The sequence below is a fragment of the Micromonospora sp. NPDC049175 genome, from assembly GCF_043197345.1.
Taxonomy (GTDB): Bacteria; Actinomycetota; Actinomycetes; order Mycobacteriales; family Micromonosporaceae; genus Micromonospora.
In genome coordinates, this window is record NZ_JBICSY010000009.1 from 158,643 (window position 1) to 175,645 (window position 17,003).

12 protein-coding genes are annotated in these 17,003 nt (G+C 71.0%); 7 read left to right on the plus strand and 5 right to left on the minus strand.

Annotation, left to right across the window (positions count from 1 at the left end; translation table 11 throughout):
• Positions 1 to 114 precede the first annotated feature (114 nt).
• The 3 genes from ACGFH8_RS29485 to mshC all read left to right on the plus strand — a co-directional run bounded on the left by ACGFH8_RS29485 (position 115) and on the right by mshC (position 2,822).
• Positions 115 to 702 carry a DUF3090 domain-containing protein gene (locus ACGFH8_RS29485; RefSeq protein ID WP_393373448.1) on the plus strand — a complete coding sequence of 196 codons (588 nt, stop codon included), beginning with the start codon at positions 115 to 117 and terminating at the stop codon, positions 700 to 702.
• Positions 699 to 1,517, plus strand: a complete 819-nt coding sequence (locus tag ACGFH8_RS29490) for an SCO1664 family protein (RefSeq protein WP_393373451.1) — start codon at positions 699 to 701, stop codon at positions 1,515 to 1,517. Before ACGFH8_RS29485 ends, ACGFH8_RS29490 begins: the two co-directional genes overlap by 4 nt.
• 66 nt (positions 1,518 to 1,583) lie before the next feature.
• Positions 1,584 to 2,822 (plus strand): cysteine--1-D-myo-inosityl 2-amino-2-deoxy-alpha-D-glucopyranoside ligase, encoded by a 1,239-nt coding sequence (gene mshC, locus ACGFH8_RS29495; RefSeq protein ID WP_393373454.1) that lies wholly within the window; start codon positions 1,584 to 1,586, stop codon positions 2,820 to 2,822.
• A 142-nt stretch (positions 2,823 to 2,964) separates the two neighbouring features.
• On the opposite strand, the gene ACGFH8_RS29500 is transcribed toward mshC, so the two are convergent.
• The 5 genes from ACGFH8_RS29500 to ACGFH8_RS29520 form a co-directional block, all read right to left on the minus strand.
• Complete coding sequence (locus ACGFH8_RS29500) at positions 2,965 to 4,137, minus strand: alpha/beta hydrolase family protein (RefSeq protein WP_393373456.1); 1,173 nt, start codon at positions 4,135 to 4,137, stop codon at positions 2,965 to 2,967.
• A 250-nt stretch (positions 4,138 to 4,387) separates the two neighbouring features.
• Positions 4,388 to 4,720: a winged helix-turn-helix domain-containing protein gene (locus tag ACGFH8_RS29505; RefSeq protein ID WP_393373459.1), complete on the minus strand. Its 333-nt coding sequence runs from the start codon at positions 4,718 to 4,720 to the stop codon at positions 4,388 to 4,390.
• Positions 4,717 to 5,451: a hypothetical protein gene (locus ACGFH8_RS29510; RefSeq protein WP_393373460.1), complete on the minus strand. Its 735-nt coding sequence runs from the start codon at positions 5,449 to 5,451 to the stop codon at positions 4,717 to 4,719. Before ACGFH8_RS29510 ends, ACGFH8_RS29505 begins: the two co-directional genes overlap by 4 nt.
• Positions 5,452 to 5,568: 117 nt before the next feature.
• Positions 5,569 to 6,360: a GntR family transcriptional regulator gene (locus ACGFH8_RS29515; protein ID WP_393373595.1), complete on the minus strand. Its 792-nt coding sequence runs from the start codon at positions 6,358 to 6,360 to the stop codon at positions 5,569 to 5,571.
• A gap of 121 nt (positions 6,361 to 6,481) precedes the next feature.
• Positions 6,482 to 7,351, minus strand: a complete 870-nt coding sequence (locus ACGFH8_RS29520) for a PAC2 family protein (protein ID WP_393373463.1) — start codon at positions 7,349 to 7,351, stop codon at positions 6,482 to 6,484.
• Positions 7,352 to 7,628: 277 nt separating this feature from the next.
• Here ACGFH8_RS29520 and metH point away from each other — a divergent pair, with 277 nt between their 5' ends.
• The 4 genes from metH to ACGFH8_RS29540 form a co-directional block, all read left to right on the plus strand.
• The gene (gene metH / locus ACGFH8_RS29525) at positions 7,629 to 11,129 is read left to right on the plus strand and encodes a methionine synthase (RefSeq protein ID WP_393373598.1); all 3,501 of its coding nucleotides are present in this window, start codon (positions 7,629 to 7,631) and stop codon (positions 11,127 to 11,129) included.
• Between the two features lie 226 nt (positions 11,130 to 11,355).
• Positions 11,356 to 14,445 (plus strand): BTAD domain-containing putative transcriptional regulator, encoded by a 3,090-nt coding sequence (locus tag ACGFH8_RS29530; RefSeq protein ID WP_393373465.1) that lies wholly within the window; start codon positions 11,356 to 11,358, stop codon positions 14,443 to 14,445.
• 103 nt (positions 14,446 to 14,548) lie between these two features.
• The gene (locus ACGFH8_RS29535) at positions 14,549 to 15,928 is read left to right on the plus strand and encodes an FG-GAP-like repeat-containing protein (RefSeq protein ID WP_393373468.1); all 1,380 of its coding nucleotides are present in this window, start codon (positions 14,549 to 14,551) and stop codon (positions 15,926 to 15,928) included.
• Positions 15,929 to 16,007: 79 nt separating this feature from the next.
• On the plus strand, positions 16,008 to 17,003 hold a 996-nt coding region (locus ACGFH8_RS29540; RefSeq protein WP_393373470.1), incomplete at its 3' end, for an FG-GAP repeat domain-containing protein.

The following is a 17,003-nucleotide window of genomic DNA, read 5'->3' on the forward strand; positions in this document are numbered from 1 at the left end:
CGCAGAGGCCGCCACGCCCGGTAATCACCCCTGCTCCGCCGGGCGCGGCGTGCCTCGGGCGATTCGGGTCGGTGGGGTGCGCGGTGCCATGGCGGGCCGGATAGGGTCGTGGGTATGACCCACCAGGTGCACGCCTTCGAACCGCCGGAGCGGTTCGTCGCCGGGACTGTCGGGCCGCCGGGGGAGCGCGCGTTCTTCCTGCAGGCCCGCGGCGGCGGCAGGCTGGTCAGCGTCGCGCTGGAAAAGGTTCAGGTGTCCCTGCTCGCCGAAAAGCTGGAGGAGCTGCTCACCGAGGCGCAGCGTCGCTTCGGGGTGGACCTGCCCGAGCTGGCGCCGGTGATCGGCGACAACGAGCCACTGGACACGCCCGTCGACGAGGAGTTCCGGGTCGGGACCCTCGGGTTGGCCTTCGACGTGGACACCGCGACCGTGGTGATCGAGGCGATCGCGGCGGGCGAGGTGGAGCCTGAGGTCGAGCTGGACGACGAGGACGACGAGGACCCCGACGACGATGTCGAGGACGACGAGCCGGACGAGGACCTCGACCGTCTCCGGGTCCGGCTCACCCCGCAGGCGACCCGCCAGTTCATCGAGCGGGCCCGGCGAGTGGTCAACGCGGGTCGGCCTCCGTGCCCGCTCTGCGGCCAACCGTTGGACCCCGCCGGGCACCTCTGCCCGCGGCACAACGGTTATCACCGGTGACCTCGTCCGGCATTCAGCCTCGCCAGGACGGCGACGCGGCGCTGCGGCTGCTGCGAGACGGCACGCTCGACCTGGAGGGTCGGCTTGTCGACGCGTCGAACACCACGTTGCGCGGCATCCTGACCCTGGACGGGGCCACCGCCCGCTGCGTCTACAAACCGGTCCGGGGTGAGCGTCCGCTCTGGGACTTCCCCGACGGCACCCTGGCCGGCCGGGAGGTCTCGGCGTACCTGGTCTCCCGGGCCACCGGCTGGGGCCTGGTGCCGCCCACGGTGTTGCGCGACGGCCCGTTCGGCCCCGGCTCCTGCCAGCTCTGGATCGACGAGCCGGAGGACGCCGAGCCGCTTGTGGGCTTCCTGCCCGCCGACGAGCTGCCGCCACGCTGGTTCCCGATCGCCGCGGCCCGCGACGACGACGGCGCCGCCTACGCGCTCGCGCACGCCGACGACCCACGGCTGGCCCGTCTCGCGGTGCTCGACGCGGTGCTCAACAACGCCGACCGTAAGGGCGGCCACGTGCTGGTCGGCGCCGACGACCGGATCTACGGGGTGGACCACGGGGTCAGCTTCCACGTGGAGGACAAGCTGCGTACGGTGCTCTGGGGCTGGGCCGGCAAGCAGTTGCCCCCGGATGCCGTGGAGATGCTCGACGGGCTCGCCGGGCAGGTCGCCGGGGCGCTCGGCGCGGAGCTGGCCGACCACCTCACCATCACCGAGGTGACCGAGGTGGCCTCCCGGATCGACAGGTTGCGCGAGACCGGCCGCTTCCCGCAGCCACCGGAGGACTGGCCGGCGATCCCCTGGCCGCCAATGTGAAACGTTGTCATCTTGATCACCCGTGGGGCGCTCCGACGTGGTCGTCTGGCTGGCTAGGCTGATCCCATGGAGTCTTGGGCGGGACACGAGGTGCCACGGCTGCCGGGCAGGGGCGAGCCGCTGGCGTTGTACGACTCGGCACGGCAGGGTGTCCACCCGAGCGAGCCGGCCGACGCGGGCAGCATGTACGTCTGCGGCATCACCCCGTACGACGCCACCCACCTCGGTCACGCCGCCACCATGATGACCTTCGACCTGGTGCAGCGGATGTGGCGGGACGCCGGCCGTCCGGTGCGCTACGTGCAGAACGTCACCGACATCGACGACCCGCTGCTGGAGCGGGCCGCCCGCGACGGCGAGGACTGGGTGGTCCTGGCGATGCGCGAGACGGCGCTGTTCCGGGAGGACATGGAGGCGCTGCGGATCATCCCGCCGGCGCACTACGTGGGTGCCGTCGAGTCGATCCCGGACATCGCCGACAAGGTCGAGGTGCTGGTCAAGGACGGCGCCGCGTACCGGCTCGACGACGGCACCGGCGACGTCTACTTCGACATCTCCGCCACCGGCCGGTTCGGCTACGAATCCAACCTGACCCGCGAGCAGATGCTGGAGATCTTCCCGGAACGCGGCGGTGACCCGGACCGGGCCGGCAAGCGCGACCCGCTCGACCCGCTGCTGTGGCGCGGCGCCCGCGAGGGCGAGCCGTCCTGGCCGGGCGGCGAGCTGGGTCCGGGCCGTCCGGGCTGGCACATCGAGTGCGCGGTGATCGCGCTGAACCTGCTCGGCGACCGGATCGACGTGCAGGGCGGCGGCAACGACCTGCTGTTCCCGCACCACGAGGCGTCCGCCGCGCACGCCGAGCGGCTCACCGGCCAGGCGCCGTTCGCCACGCACTACGTGCACGCCGGGATGATCGGCCTCAACGGCGAGAAGATGTCCAAGTCCCGCGGCAACCTGGTCTTCGTGTCCCGGCTGCGCGCCGACAAGGTCGACCCGATGGCGATCCGGCTGGCGCTGATCTCCGGGCACTACCGCAGCGACCGCACCTGGACCGATGAACTGCTCACGGCCGCGCAGGAGCGCCTGGCCCGCTGGCGTCGGGCCGCCGCCGCGCCCGCCGGGCCGTCCGGGGCCGAGCTGCTGGCCGGGGTACGCGAGCGCCTCGCCGACGACCTCGACACCCCGGGCGCCCTGGCGGTCGCCGACCGCTGGGCCGACGCCACCCTGGCCGGCGCCACGGATGACCCCGAGGCTCCCGCCCTCTTCGCGAAGACGGTGGACGCCCTCCTGGGAGTCCGCCTCTAGCCCAGCCCTCCCGGCGGACGGCCGCCCGCCGCACGTCCCGTCCGTGCCGCCCCGGGCGGGTGATCGACTCGGTTTCCGGGATGTCGCGGTGTCCCGACGGGTGCGACACACCGATTTCCAGGAAGCCGAGTCGATCACCGCGTCACGGAATGAACGTCACCTCCGGGAAGGACCGGCTCGGGCCGTTCAACAGGTGGCCGCCGCGGTGCCGTAGGTGCAGGTCGAAGAACGCCAGCGGGTACGCCTGCCCGATGCGGACCGCGCGGGCGGGGTCGAGAGTGCCGATCCAGTCGGCGAGGTCCTCGTCGCTCATCCCGACGACCCGTGCCAGTTGCGGCACCAGCCACTGGTTGTCGCCGTACGACACGTGGATCGCGCCCTCGGCCTGAACATTGAGCCGCCACCCGCGCAGGTGCGTGAAGAATTCGGCGACGGCGGGTTCGGTGGCCCGGGTGTAATCCGCCGTCATCAGCATGAACGGCCGGTACAGGTCGGTGGCGGGCAGCGGCTGCGACACCATCGGGCCGTCCAGGCTCAGCCCGGCGCGGATCCGCCGGTCGGTGCCCATGGTCAGAGCCGTCGCGGTGCCGCCCTTCGACCAGCCGAACATGCCGATCCGGCTCAGGTCGAGGGCGGCGCCCAGCCCGGCCGGCAGCGGAGTGTGGTCCACGTCGGGGTTGCGCCCGTCGGCGAGGTCGGCGATCTGGTCGAGGACGAATCGGACGTCGCGGGTGTAGGTCCACGGGGTGGAATCAACGTTGTCCTCCCGGACGGTGACCCGGCCGTCGGGGAACTCGCTGAACCCGTCGTACGTGTGGTCCACCGTGACGACCACGTAGCCGTGGCTGGCCAGTTCCTGCACCACGATTGTGGTGTCCGAACGGTGGCTGCCGGCGCCGTGTGAGTACACCACCACCGGCAACCGCCGGCCCGAATGCCGTACGGGTGCACCCTCGTGCCCGGCCGTCAGGGGCGCCAGCGCGGCGTCAGGTGCGAACTCGGCGGAGTCCAGCAGCGCGCGCATCGACGCGGGGGTCATCCAGGGGGCACGCGGGTACCGGCGCACGTCCCGGGCGGGATACCAGACGCTGACCATCAGCTCCCGGTACCGGCCCGGGCCGGCCAGCGGATCCGGCTGCGAACGGTCGACCAGGTGCAGCGACACCGTTCCCACGCGGTACGGCCCGGTCGGCTGGGGCAGAGTGAGCCGGACCAGACCCGGATCGGCGGTGGCTGCGGTGGCCCGGCCGGCGATGCCCAGCGGCAGACTTACCCCGGTCGCCAGCGCCGCTCCGACGAGGCCGCGGCGCGTCATTCCCCGTCCACCCATTGGCTGCACGGTTTTCATTTGTCCTCCCCTGGGTTTCTCGACGCCGCAACGGAGCGCTCCGGCCATCGATACAATCGCAGTGTATACACTGAGGGTGTAGTTGCGGCGGCGTCAGCGCTCTTCGATGAGGAAGACATCAGTGCTCCGATGGTGGAGACACCGGGCCTGCCCGTGGCCGGGCGGACGGACCCGTGCGGCACCGGATCCGGTCCGCGCACGTCGGCTGGCCGTCGGGTCACCGGTCGGCGGTCGGCGCCGTCTCCGCTTGTTCGACCTGATGAATGAGTTGCTTGAGGTGGGCGATCTCATCGCGCAGGGCTGCCTGACCGGCAGCGGTGAGAGTCACCCAGGTGCGTGGGCGCTTGCCCTCGTAGCCCTTCTCGATCTCAATCAGCTCGGCCTTCTCCAGGACGGTCAGGTGCTGCCCGAGGTTGCCGGCGGTCAGCTGCAGGGTGGTGCGCAGGAAGCCGAACTCGACCTGGCGGGCCTCGTGCGCGATGGCCAGGATTCCCAGTCGGACGCGCTGGTGGACCACGTCGTCGAGGCCGTTGGTGGGATGGTCGGTCATCGCCCCGGAACCTCGGTGGTCGCCCGGATCAGGGCGAAGGCGCCACTGCCCAGCAGCAGCAGCGCCGCCGGGACGAGCAGGTACGGCAGGAAGAACCACGGCGAGGTCGAGTGGATGACCTGGCCGCCCTGCACCAGCACGATCGCCAGGTAGACGAGGCTGTACGCCAGCAGCGCCCAGTTGTGTTCGACCCACGCGAGCACCAGCAGCGCCAGCGCGATGACCGCTATGGGACTGGCCAGCCCGTTGACGAGCCACGCCGCCGGCCCGACCTCGATCTCGACCGGGCCGGTGGAGAAGGGGTCGGTGGGGACGGGGATGAGCGGGTGGAACGTCAGCCAGATCGACACGGCTGCCATCAGCACGGCCAACGCGACGCCGACGACGACGTAGGGGCGGATCGGGGTGCCCACGCCACGCCGTCGGGACTGCCTGACGTAGAAGCCCGCGATCGCCGCGTAGGCGAGCACCAGCGCGACCGTCCAGTACCCGAGCTGCGCGGGGTTGGGAGCCGTGCAGACCGTGTGCTGCGGCCGGGATCGGCAGGTGTCGAAGAGATCGAGGTAGGGGGCGTACCGGTAGACGGGTATCGCGACCAGGGTGATCACCGCGAAGACCAGCAGTGGAAACCAGGTGCCGCGCTGGGCGACACGGACCTGGTGTGTCAGGTCGCGCACGGCCGCCAACAGCTCGTGAGGCCCGTCCGCCTGGGAAGCGGATTCATGTGTCATGCAGTCAGCTTTGCATTACAGACCTATCCGCGCAAGAGAGTTAGTCGCCCTCAATCGCGTCGTGGCCCTGGACGTGGCCACGCGCCATGCCCGGCGGACATGATCGGCGAGCCGGACCTAGCCCAGGACCAGGCCGGGGTCCGGGTCCTGCTCGGGGGTCGGGGCGGGGATCTTGTACTCCTCGGTGAGGGTGGTCATCGGGCCGGGCCAGGTGGCCTGGGCTACCTCGATGGGCTTGCGGCGGGCGTCGTACGCGACGTGCAGCAGGTGCAGCACCGGGGTGTCCGGCCGGATCTGGAGCGTCTCGGCCTCCTCCCGGCTGGGCTGGCGGGCGCTTATCGTGTCGGTGGCCGACACGTACCGCCGCCCGGTGACCTCCTCGGCCTCCTGGTAGAGGGGGCGGCCGAACGCCTCGGCGCGCTCCAGCGAGGTGCCCGCCGTGTCGGTGGGCAGGAACCAGGAGGCGCCCACCTCGACGGGGGAGTCGTCGGTGCGGACGAGGTGTCGGCGGCAGAGCAGGTCGGTGCCGTCGGGCACGCCGAACGCGTCGGCAACCTCGGCGGGGGCGGGGGCGCGACCGACCGAGACGAGTTGCTGACGGTAGCGGGCGGCCAGATCGGTGTGGTAGCCGCGGAAGCCGCCGTACCGGCCTCGGGAGAGGCGGTTGAGTCGGCGTCGGGTGCCCCGGACGTACGTACCGGAGCCGGGTTTGGTGATCAGGATGCCCTCGACCCGCAGCTGGTCGACGGCGCGTTGCACGGTCTGCTTGGCGACGCCGAACATCTCCGCGATGGCCGGGATGGACGGCAGCCGCTCGCCGGGCCCCCAGTCGCCGCGGCGCACCTGGGCCTTGAGCTGCGCGGCGATCTGTCGGTGTGGGAACTCGGCGGCCCCGGGATTGATCTGCACACCCGCCTCCTTGATCACGTCTAGGTTCCTAGGATGCCTTAGAGGGTGTGTCGGCGCTACCCCGGACACGCGAAAACGGGCCCCCGGACCACGAAGGTCCGAGGGCCCGCGATGAGCAGTGCTACCAGGAGCCGGCGGTGGGGCCCGCCGAACCGCCCCGGCGGCGCAGGTACTTCTCGAACTCCTGAGCGATCTCGTCACCGGTCAGCGGGGTGATGCCCTCGTCGCCGACCCGTTCCTCCAGCTCACGGACGTACTCGCCCAGCTCGGCGTCCTGCTCGGCGGCGCTACGGACGCGCTGCTCCCACTCGGCGGACTCCTCGGCCAGGTCGGCCATCGGCACCGGCAGGTCGACGACCTCCTCCACCCGGTGCAGCAGGGCGACGGTGGCCTTCGGGCAGGGCGGGTTGTTGGCGTAGTGCGGCACGTGCACCCAGAACGAGACGGCGTCCACGTCGGCGCGGGTGCACGCGTCGTGCAGCACGCCGACGATGCCGGTCGGCCCGTCGTAGCGGGTAGGGGTGAGCTGGTAGCGCTCGGCGGCCTGCGCGTCGGAGGCGCTGCCGCTGATCGGCAGCGGCCGCGTGTACGGAACGTCGGCCAGCAACGCGCCGAGCAGCACCACCCGTTCCACCTCGAGGCTGTGGCAGATCTCCAGCACCTGCTCGCAGAACGTGCGCCAGCGCATGCTCGGCTCGATGCCGCGGATCAGCACCACGTCACGGTCGGTGCCCTCCGGGCTGGCCACCATGAACCGGGTCGTCGGCCACTCCACCCGGCGGGTCTCCCCGTCGGCCATCGTGATGGTGGGCCGGCTGACCTGGAAGTCGTAGAAGTCCTCCGGATCCAACTCGGCGATCTGCCGGGCGTTCCAGACCTGCTCGAGGTGCTCCACGGCGGCGGTGGACGCGTCGGCGGCGTCATTCCAGCCCTCGAACGCGGCGATGGCCACCGGGGACCGCAGCACCGGCAGTCCGTCGAACTCGGTCACGCCGTCACCTCACCCTGCTCGTCGCGGCCGGCGCCGGGATGGCGCCCGGTCGTCGTACCGTCGTGCACGGCGGCGTCCCTGTTGTCCTTCACGTCCGTCAGCCTACGTCCCGGGCGGAGGTACGGCCTGTCGGCCGCGCCGGTCGGCCGCTTCCAGGCCCGGTCATACACGAACGGACCGGACAGCGTGATCCCGCTGACACAATGTGGGATCGGGTGTCGAGGGCCGATGAGCCGGGCGGCAACCGCACTAACCTGGACAGGTGCGGAATTCGTTGATGGATGCGCTGGCCGACCGGATTCTCATCGCCGACGGGGCGATGGGCACGATGCTGCACGCCGCGGACCTCACGCTCGACGACTTCGACGGCCTCGAGGGGTGCAACGAGATCCTCAACGTCACCCGGCCGGACGTGGTGCGCGGGGTGCACGACGCCTACCTGGCCGCCGGCGCGGACTGCGTGGAGACCAACACCTTCGGCGCCAACCTCGCCAACCTCGGTGAGTACGACATTCCGCAGCGCATCCGCGAGCTGTCCGAGGCGGGCGCGCGCATCGCCCGGGAGGCCGCCGACGCGGCCAGCACCCCGCAGCGCCCCCGCTTCGTGCTCGGCTCGATCGGGCCCGGCACCAAACTTCCCACCCTCGGGCACGCCGCGTACGCGACCCTGCGCGACGCGTACCAGGAGAACGCCGCCGGTCTGATCGTCGGTGGCGCGGACGCGTTGATCATCGAGACCTGCCAGGACCTGCTGCAGGTCAAGGCGGCGGTGGTCGGGTCGAAGCGGGCGATGGCCGAGCTGGGCCAGTCGGTGCCGATCATCTGTAACGTGGCCGTGGAGACCACCGGCACCATGCTGGTCGGCAGCGAGATCGGTGCGGCCCTGGCGGCGATCGAGCCGCTCGGGGTCGATCTGATCGGGCTCAACTGCTCCACCGGCCCGGCCGAGATGAGCGAGCACCTGCGCTACCTGTCGCAGCACTCCCGCATCCCGCTGTCGGTGATGCCGAACGCCGGCCTGCCGGTGCTGACCGCCGACGGGGCGTACTTCCCGCTGACTCCCGTGGAGTTGGTCGAGGCCCTGGAGCGGTTCATCACCGACTACGGCGTGGGTCTGATCGGCGGCTGCTGCGGCACCACCCCCGAGCACATCCGGGTGCTGTCCGAGCGGCTGCACGGGGTCGCCGCCCCGGCCCGTGAGCCGCGGCACGAGGCGGGCGTCTCCTCGGTCTACCACCCGGTGCCGTTCGCCCAGGACGCGTCGGTGCTGATGGTGGGGGAGCGGACCAACGCCAACGGCTCGAAGGCGTTCCGGGAGGCGATGCTCGCCGGCGACTGGCGGGCCTGTGTGGAGATCGCCCGCAGTCAGGCCCGGGACGGCTCGCACCTGCTCGACCTGTGCGTGGACTACGTGGGCCGCGACGGCACGCAGGACATGCGCGAGCTGGCCGGCCGGTTCGCCACCGCGTCCACCCTGCCGATCATGTTGGACTCCACCGAGCCGAACGTGGTGGAGGCCGGCTTGGAGATGCTCGGCGGTCGCTGCGTGGTCAACTCGGTGAACTTCGAGGACGGTGACGGCCCCGAGTCCCGGTACGCGCGGGTGATGCCGATCGTCCGTGAGCACGGCGCGGCGGTGGTGGCGCTGCTCATCGACGAGGAGGGCCAGGCCCGTACCCAGGAGTGGAAGGTCCGGGTCGCGGCGCGGTTGATCGACGACCTGACCGGCCGCTGGGGCGTGGACCGCTCCGACATCCTGATCGACGCGCTGACCTTCCCGATCGCCACCGGCCAGGAGGAGACCCGCCGCGACGGCATCGAGACGATCGAGGCGATCCGGGAGATCTCCCGCCGCTACCCGGGTGTCAACTTCACCCTGGGCATCTCGAACATCTCGTTCGGGCTCAACCCGGCGGCCCGGCAGGTGCTCAACTCGGTGTTCCTGCACGAGTGTGTGCAGGCCGGCCTGTCCTCGGCGATCGTGCACGCCAGCAAGATCCTGCCGATGTCGAAGATCCCCGACGAGCAGCGCGAGGTCGCCCTGGACCTGGTGTACGACAGGCGTCGCGAGGGCTACGACCCGGTGCAGCGTTTCCTGGAGCTCTTCGAGGGTGTCGACGTGACGAGCGCCCGGGCCAGCCGGGCCCAGGAGTTGGCGGCGCTGCCGCTGGACGAGCGGCTCAAGCGGCGGATCGTCGACGGTGAGCGCAACGGCCTGGAGGCCGACCTGGACGAGGCGATGGCCGGCGGCCGGTCCCCGTTGTCGATCATCAACGACATCCTGCTGGACGGCATGAAGGTTGTCGGTGAGCTGTTCGGCTCCGGCCAGATGCAGTTGCCGTTCGTGCTCCAGTCCGCCGAGGTGATGAAGACCGCGGTGGCCTACCTGGAACCGCACATGGAGGCGGTCGAGGACGGCGGCAAGGGCCGCATCGTGCTCGCCACCGTGCGCGGCGACGTGCACGACATCGGCAAGAACCTGGTCGACATCATCCTGTCCAACAACGGCTACGAGGTCGTCAACATCGGCATCAAGCAGCCGATCAGCGCCATCCTGGACGCCGCCGAGCAGCACCGCGCCGACGCGATCGGCATGTCCGGGCTGCTGGTGAAGAGCACCGTCATCATGAAGGAAAACCTGGCCGAGATGGCCACCCGCGGGGTCGCGGAGCGCTGGCCGGTCCTGCTGGGTGGGGCGGCGCTGACCCGCGCGTACGTCGAGGACGACCTGCGGTCGGTGTTTCCCGGCCAGGTGCACTACGCGCGGGACGCCTTCGAGGGGCTGTCCCTGATGGACAAGGTGATGACCGCCAAGCGCGGTGGCGCGCCGGTGATCGACCCGGAGCGGGAGGCTGCCCTGGCGGCGCGGCGGGCCCGCCGGGAACGGCAGCGGTCCATGGTGACCGAGTCCCTGCCGGAGCTGCACGACTCCTCGATCCGCTCCAACGTGGCCGTGGACGTGCCCGTGCCCACCCCGCCGTTCTTCGGCACCCGGGTCGTCAAGGGCGTGCCGATGGCCGAGTACGCGGCGTTGCTCGACGAGCGGGCCACGTTCCGCGGGCAGTGGGGGTTGAACGGCGCCCGCGGCGGCAACGGTCCGTCCTACGAGGAGCTGGCGGAGACCGAAGGTCGGCCGCGCCTGCGCTACTGGCTCGATCGGCTGATCGCCGATCAGGTCCTTGAGGCAGCCGTGGTGTACGGCTACTTTCCCGCGTACTCCGAAGGCAATGACCTGGTGGTGCTCGACGAGAACGGGCACGCGGAGCGCGCCCGGTTCTCGTTCCCCCGGCAGCGGCAGGAGCGGCGGCTCTGCCTGGCGGACTTCTTCAAGCCCAAGGGCGACCAGCTCGACGTGGTCGCGTTGCAACTGGTCACCGTCGGGCAACCCGTGAGCGAGTACGCGGCGAAGCTGTTCGCCCGCAACGAATACCGCGACTACCTGGAGGTGCACGGGTTGTCCGTGCAGCTCACCGAGGCGCTCGCCGAGTACTGGCACCGGCGCATCCGGGCCGAGTTGACGTTGCCCGACGGCCGTCCGCTGAGCAACGACGACCCCGCGGACCTGGCCGGGATCCTGCGCAACGACTACCGGGGCTGCCGGTACGCGTTCGGCTACCCGGCCTGCCCGGATCTGGAGGACCGGGCGAAGATCGTGGACCTGCTCGGGTCGGAGCGGATCGGCGTGGAGTTGTCCGAGGAGTTCCAGTTGATGCCGGAGCAGGCCACCGACGCGATCGTGGTCCACCACCCGGAAGCGAGCTACTTCAACGCGAAGTAGGCCCGGGTGACCCGGTCAGCTGGCTGCTCAACCTCATCGATGGCAAGTCCGGCTGAATCACCCTGGTTCGTTCCGCTCTCCCGCGCGGGCCGGGGCGGCGTCGGCGATGACCATCCTCAGTGGGTCCGTGTGTCCGGGCTCCACCCAAACGGCCGATCCACCGCAGTGATGAGCCACCTATGATCGTCAATCAGGCTCGCCAACTGTCACGGGGGACGGTGTGGTCATGGAGTTTCGCCTGCTCGGTCCCGTCGAGGCCACCATCGCCGACCATCCGGTCCAGCTTGGCGGCGTCAAGCCGCGGACGCTGCTCGCCGCCCTGCTGGTCGAGCACGGGCACGTCGTGCCGGCGGAGCGGCTGGTCGACGTCATCTGGGGCGACGGGCCGCCGGGCACCGCCCGCGCCGTGCTCCAGACCTACGTCGCCACCCTACGCCGGTCGCTGGGCAGCGGCGGAGTCGGCACCGCGATCGTCACCCGGTCGCCCGGGTACCTGATCCAGATCGGCGCGGCCACCCTCGACCGGGACCTCTTCGAGGAGCTGCTTACCCAGGGCCGTCGGGCCGCCGCCGACGGCCATCCCGAGGAGGCCGTCGAGCTGATCCGCCGTGCCGGTGGGCAGTGGCGGGGTGCCGCCCTCGGGGGCGTGGAGAGCGAGCTGCTCGCCGGCGAGGCCGCCCGGCTGGAGGAGCTGCGGTTGACCGCGGCGGAGGAGCGCACCGGGATCGAGCTGCAGCTGGGGCGGACCAACCAGGTGGCCGCGGAGCTGGCTGACCTGGTCCGCCGACACCCGTTCCGGGAGCGGATGCGGGGGCAGCTGATGCGGGCGTTGAGCGCGCTGGGGCGGCGCTCGGACGCGCTCGCCGTCTACCGCGCCGGCCGCGAATCGATGATCGACGAGCTAGGCATCGAGCCCGGCCCGGAGATCCAGGCGATCCACGAGGCGATCCTCCGCGACGAGCTGGAACAGCACCGGCCGCCCCCATCCGCCGGTCCGGCTGCACGGGCCCTTCCGTCCGCCCCGGTCTCACCCGCGCTCGCCACCCCGCCGGCCAGGACGGTACCGGCGCAGCTTCCGCCGGTGCCGGCCGACTTCACCGGCCGCTCTGCCGAGCGGGGCCGGCTGGCGCAGGCGCTCACCGCCGCCACCGTCGACCGGCCCGCCCCGATCCAGGTGATCGTCGGGCCGGGCGGGGTCGGCAAGTCCACGCTGGCCGCGCAGGTGGCGCACGACGTCACCGCCAGCTTCCCCGACGGTCAGCTCTACGCGGAGCTGCGCGGGATGAGTGGTAGCCCGGTCGAGCCGCGGGAGGTGCTCGGACGGTTCCTGCTGGCGCTCGGTACGGCGGTCGACCGCCTCCCCGACGGCGTCGAGGAACGGGTGGAGCTCTACCGCACCCGGATGGCGGGTCGACGCAGCCTTATCCTGCTGGACGACGCCGCCACCGAGCAGCAGATCCGGCCGCTGCTGCCCTGCACGGTCGGCTGCGTCGTCGTGGTTACCTCGCGTAGCCCGCTCGGCGGGCTGGCCGGCAGGGTCCTCACCGAGCTGTCGGTTCTGCCCGAGGAGGAGTCCGTCGAACTGCTCGTCCGGCTGATCGGCGAGCAGCGGGCCGCCGCCGAGGACGCCGCCACCAGCCGCATCGTCCGGCAGTGCGGCGGCCTTCCGCTGGCCATCCGGGTTGCCGGGGCGCGGTTGGCCAACCGGCAGCGGTGGCCGCTCACGCTGCTGGCCGACCGGCTCGCCGACGAGCGGCGCCGGCTGGACGAGCTGGCTGTCGGCGACCAGGAGGTGCGCGCCAGCATCGGGCTGAGCTACCGCGGCCTGGAGGCCGGGGAAGCCGCCGTGCTGCGGGTGCTGGGTCTGTTGGGCCTGCCCGAGTTTCCGGCCTGGGTAGCCGCGATCGCCCTCGAACTGAGCGAGGAGGAGGCCGAGCAGGCCATCGAGCGGTTGATGGACGCCCAGCTGACCGAATTCGTCCAGGTCGACTGCACCGGTCACCTGCGCTACCGGCTGCACGACCTGGTCCGGCTCTACGCCCGCGAGCGCGCGGAGGCCGAGCATCCGGAACCGGAGCTTCGGGAGCTGGTGAGCCGGGTGACCACCAGTTGGCTCTGGTTGATCGACGCGGTGCGGCGGGGCGCGCCGACCGGCCCGCCACCCGCAGGAGTCGGCCCGGCGCTGGACGATCTCATCGAGCGGGTGCTCGACCAGCCGCGCAGCTGGTTCGCCGCGGAACACGACTCGCTGGTCCGGGCGGTGGAGGTCGCCGCCGAGCGGGGACTGGACCAACAGGCCTGCGACCTGGCCTCGCTGCTCTCCACCTTCCCATACGCGACCGCGAGCCGGTTCGAGAGCTGGACGCGTACCCACGACGTGGCATTGGCCGCGGCCCGCCGAAGCGGCAACCGGTACGGCGAGGCCGTCCTGCTCTCCGGCTTCGGCCAGCTCCGCTGCGCCCAGGACCGGTACGCCGAGTCGGCGCAGTACCTGACCCAGGCGCTGGAGGCGTTCCGCGAGGGCGGGCACCGGCGCGAGGAGGCGCTCACCCTGACCGCGCTCGGGGCGACGTGCCGGGACCAGTGCCGGTTCGCTGAGGCGCTGTACTTCCTCGGCTGCGCCGAGCCGATCGTCCGGGACCTCGGCGACCAGGCGGCGCTGGCCGAAGTCCGGCGGCTGGCCGGGGCGGTCCAACTGGAGCAGGGCGACCTGGTCGGCGCCCGAACTGACCTGGAACTGGCGCTGCGCGACTACGAGACCCTCGGCGACCGGCGTGGCGTGGCATTGACCTGGCGGATGTTGTCGCTGCACCACCGGGCCGGGGGTGAGCTGCACGAGGCGCTGGCGTTGGCGGTGCTGGCCCGGGACACGTTCCTGGAGCTGGATGAGAGCCTGTTGGCGGCGTACGGGGACCGGGCGGTCGCCAAGGTGCTGATCCGGTTGGACCGCGGCGCCGAGGCCGCCGGCCTGCTGGAACGGTCGCTGGCGACCAGCCGGCGGGCCGGTGACCGTTGGGGCGAGGCGGTCACCCTGCGGGTCGTCGGTGAGCTACACCTGGCCCGGCGGGAACTCGCCGACGCCGAGCGCTACCTGCGCGCCTCGCTGCGGCTCTGGGACGAGCTGAAGCTTGCGCTGCCCCGGGCCCGGGTGCTGCGCGATCTGGCCCGGCTGGCTGCGCTGCGGGGTCACGACGACGCGGATCAGCTCGCCTTGCAGGCGCTGCGGGTGTTTGAGGACCACGGCGCCCGGGAGCACGCGGAGCTGGCGGCGGAGCTGGCCGGGACCTCGTCGCCCGGCGCACGAGCTTCGCTGTAATCCGCTGTAGACGGCGTTACAGCGGCCCTGTCGGAAATCTCCAGCCCGTCCGGCGAACCTTCTCCCATCAGCGGCGACGACCGCTGCGGAGAAGGGGAGCACGATGCGCAAGCTGAGGATGCAGGACCGGCTGCTGCGGATGATGGCCGCCGGCCTGGTGCTGGCGGCGACCACCATGGGCACGGTCGCTGTCGGCCTGACCGCCACGACGGCGCCGGCGCAGGCGTCCGTGGTAGCCGGTTCGATCACGCGGACGGAGGTGCTGGCCCGGGCGCAGTGGTGGATGAACACCTACGGCGTCGTCTACAGCCAGAGCCAGTCCAACCAGAAACCGGACGGGGACGGGCACAGCTACCGGCCGGACTGCTCCGGCTTCGTCTCGATGGCCTGGCACCTGCCGAAGAAGAGTGACGGCTGGGATCGGAACACCGGTGACCTGGCGGACTTCGGCGACACCACGGTGATCGGCCTCGGCTCGCTGCGGCCCGGCGACGCCATCGTCGGCGAGGGCTACGGGCACGTCGCGCTCTTCGACAAGTGGGCGAATGCCGACCGGACCCAGATGTGGATCTACGACGAGTACGGCACCAACAAGGAGGGCCGGCACATCACCCAGAGCCGGTCCTGGTATGCGAGCAACGGCTTCGTCGGGTTGCACTACAACCGCATCCGTGACGGTGCGGTGATGAACAACGACTTCGACGGCGATGGTGATGCGGATGTGCTCGCCCGCCAGGTGTCCACGAAGGATCTGCACCTGTACGGGGGTAACGGTTCGGGTGGGTTCCAGTCGGGCACCGGTGCGGCGTTCAGCAACAACTGGTCGGCCTTCGACCTGGTGTTCAGCGCCGGTGACTTCGACGGTGACGGCGACGGTGACGTGCTGGCCCGCAGCTCCTCGACCAAGGATCTGCATCTGTACCGGGGTAACGGTTCGGGTGGGTTCCAGTCGGGCACCGGTACGGCGATCAGCAACAACTGGGGCAACTTCGACATGGTCTTCCCGGCCGGTGACTTCGACGGCGACGGCGACCCGGACATCCTCGCGCGGCTCGCCACCACCAAGGACCTGCACCTGTACCGGGGCAACGGCTCGGGTGGGTTCCAGTCCGGCACCGGTACGGCGATCAGCAACAACTGGTCGGCCTTCGACCGGATCTTCTCGCCGGGTGACTTCGACGGTGACGGCGACGCCGACCTGCTCGCTCGCAATTCCTCGACCAAGGATCTGCATCTGTACCGGGGCAACGGTTCGGGTGGGTTCCAGTCCGGCACCGGCACGGCGATCAGCAACAACTGGGCCAACTTCGACCTGATCTTCTCCGTCGGCGACTTCGACCGCGACGGCGACGGTGACGTGCTGGCCCGCAATTCCTCGACCAAGGACCTGCACCTGTACCGGGGCAACGGTTCGGGTGGGTTCCAGTCCGGCACCGGCACGGCGGTCAGCAACAACTGGGGCAACTTCGACCGCATCTTCTGACCTACGAGGGGCCGGATCGCATCCCGGCGGTCCGGCCCCCCGATCCCTCGACCCGCCTCGTAACGAAGGGCTTCACACCATGCAGCAGAACCGTGTCCTGGCCACTATCGGACTCACCGTCGCGCTGGCCGCCTCGGCGCTCGTCGCCACCCCGTCGGCGGCCTCGGCCGCCCCACCCGACGCCCCGGCCCGGGTCACCGACGCCGGCTACACCACTCTCGCCTACAGCCTCGCCCCCTGCTCGTCCGGTGGCACCACCACGGCGGACGCCAACCTCGCCGCGACCCTCAACGCCCGGCTCAGCGGCAAGATGTACGGCTACCTGGACGCCTACCGGATCTCCTGCGCCCGAAAGGTGGTCCAAGCGGTGCAAGCCCGAGGGCTGCCAACGCGGGCCGCGACCATCGCGATCACCACCACCATCGTCGAAACCGGCATCCGCAACATCGACGAGATGGTCGACCACGACAGCCTGGGCCTCTTCCAGCAGCGGGGCTCGTGGGGATCGGTCAGTCAGCGGCTCGACCCGACGTGGGCGACAAACGCGTTCCTCAACAAGATGCTGAGCGCCTATCCGAACGACTCCTGGATGACGACCCAGATCGGTGTGGTCTGCCAGAAGGTGCAGGTCTCCGCCTACCCGGACCGCTACCAGCCGGAGGCCGGCGACGCGCAGCTCATCGTGGACGCGCTGTGGGACACCAACGACTTCGACGGCGATGGTGACGCGGACGTGCTGGCTCGCCAGGTGTCCACCAAGGACCTGCACCTGTACGGGGGTAACGGTTCGGGTGGGTTCCAGTCGGGCACCGGTGCGGCGTTCAGCAACAACTGGTCGGCCTTCGACCTGCTGTTGAACGCCGGTGACTTCGATGGCGATGGCGACGCCGACGTACTGGCCCGCAACGCCACCACCAAGGATCTGCATCTGTACCGGGGTAACGGTTCGGGTGGGTTCCAGTCGGGCACCGGTACGGCGGTCAGCAACAACTGGGGCAACTTCGACATGGTCTTCCCGGCCGGTGACTTCGACGGCGACGGCGACCCGGACATCCTCGCGCGGCTCGCCACCACC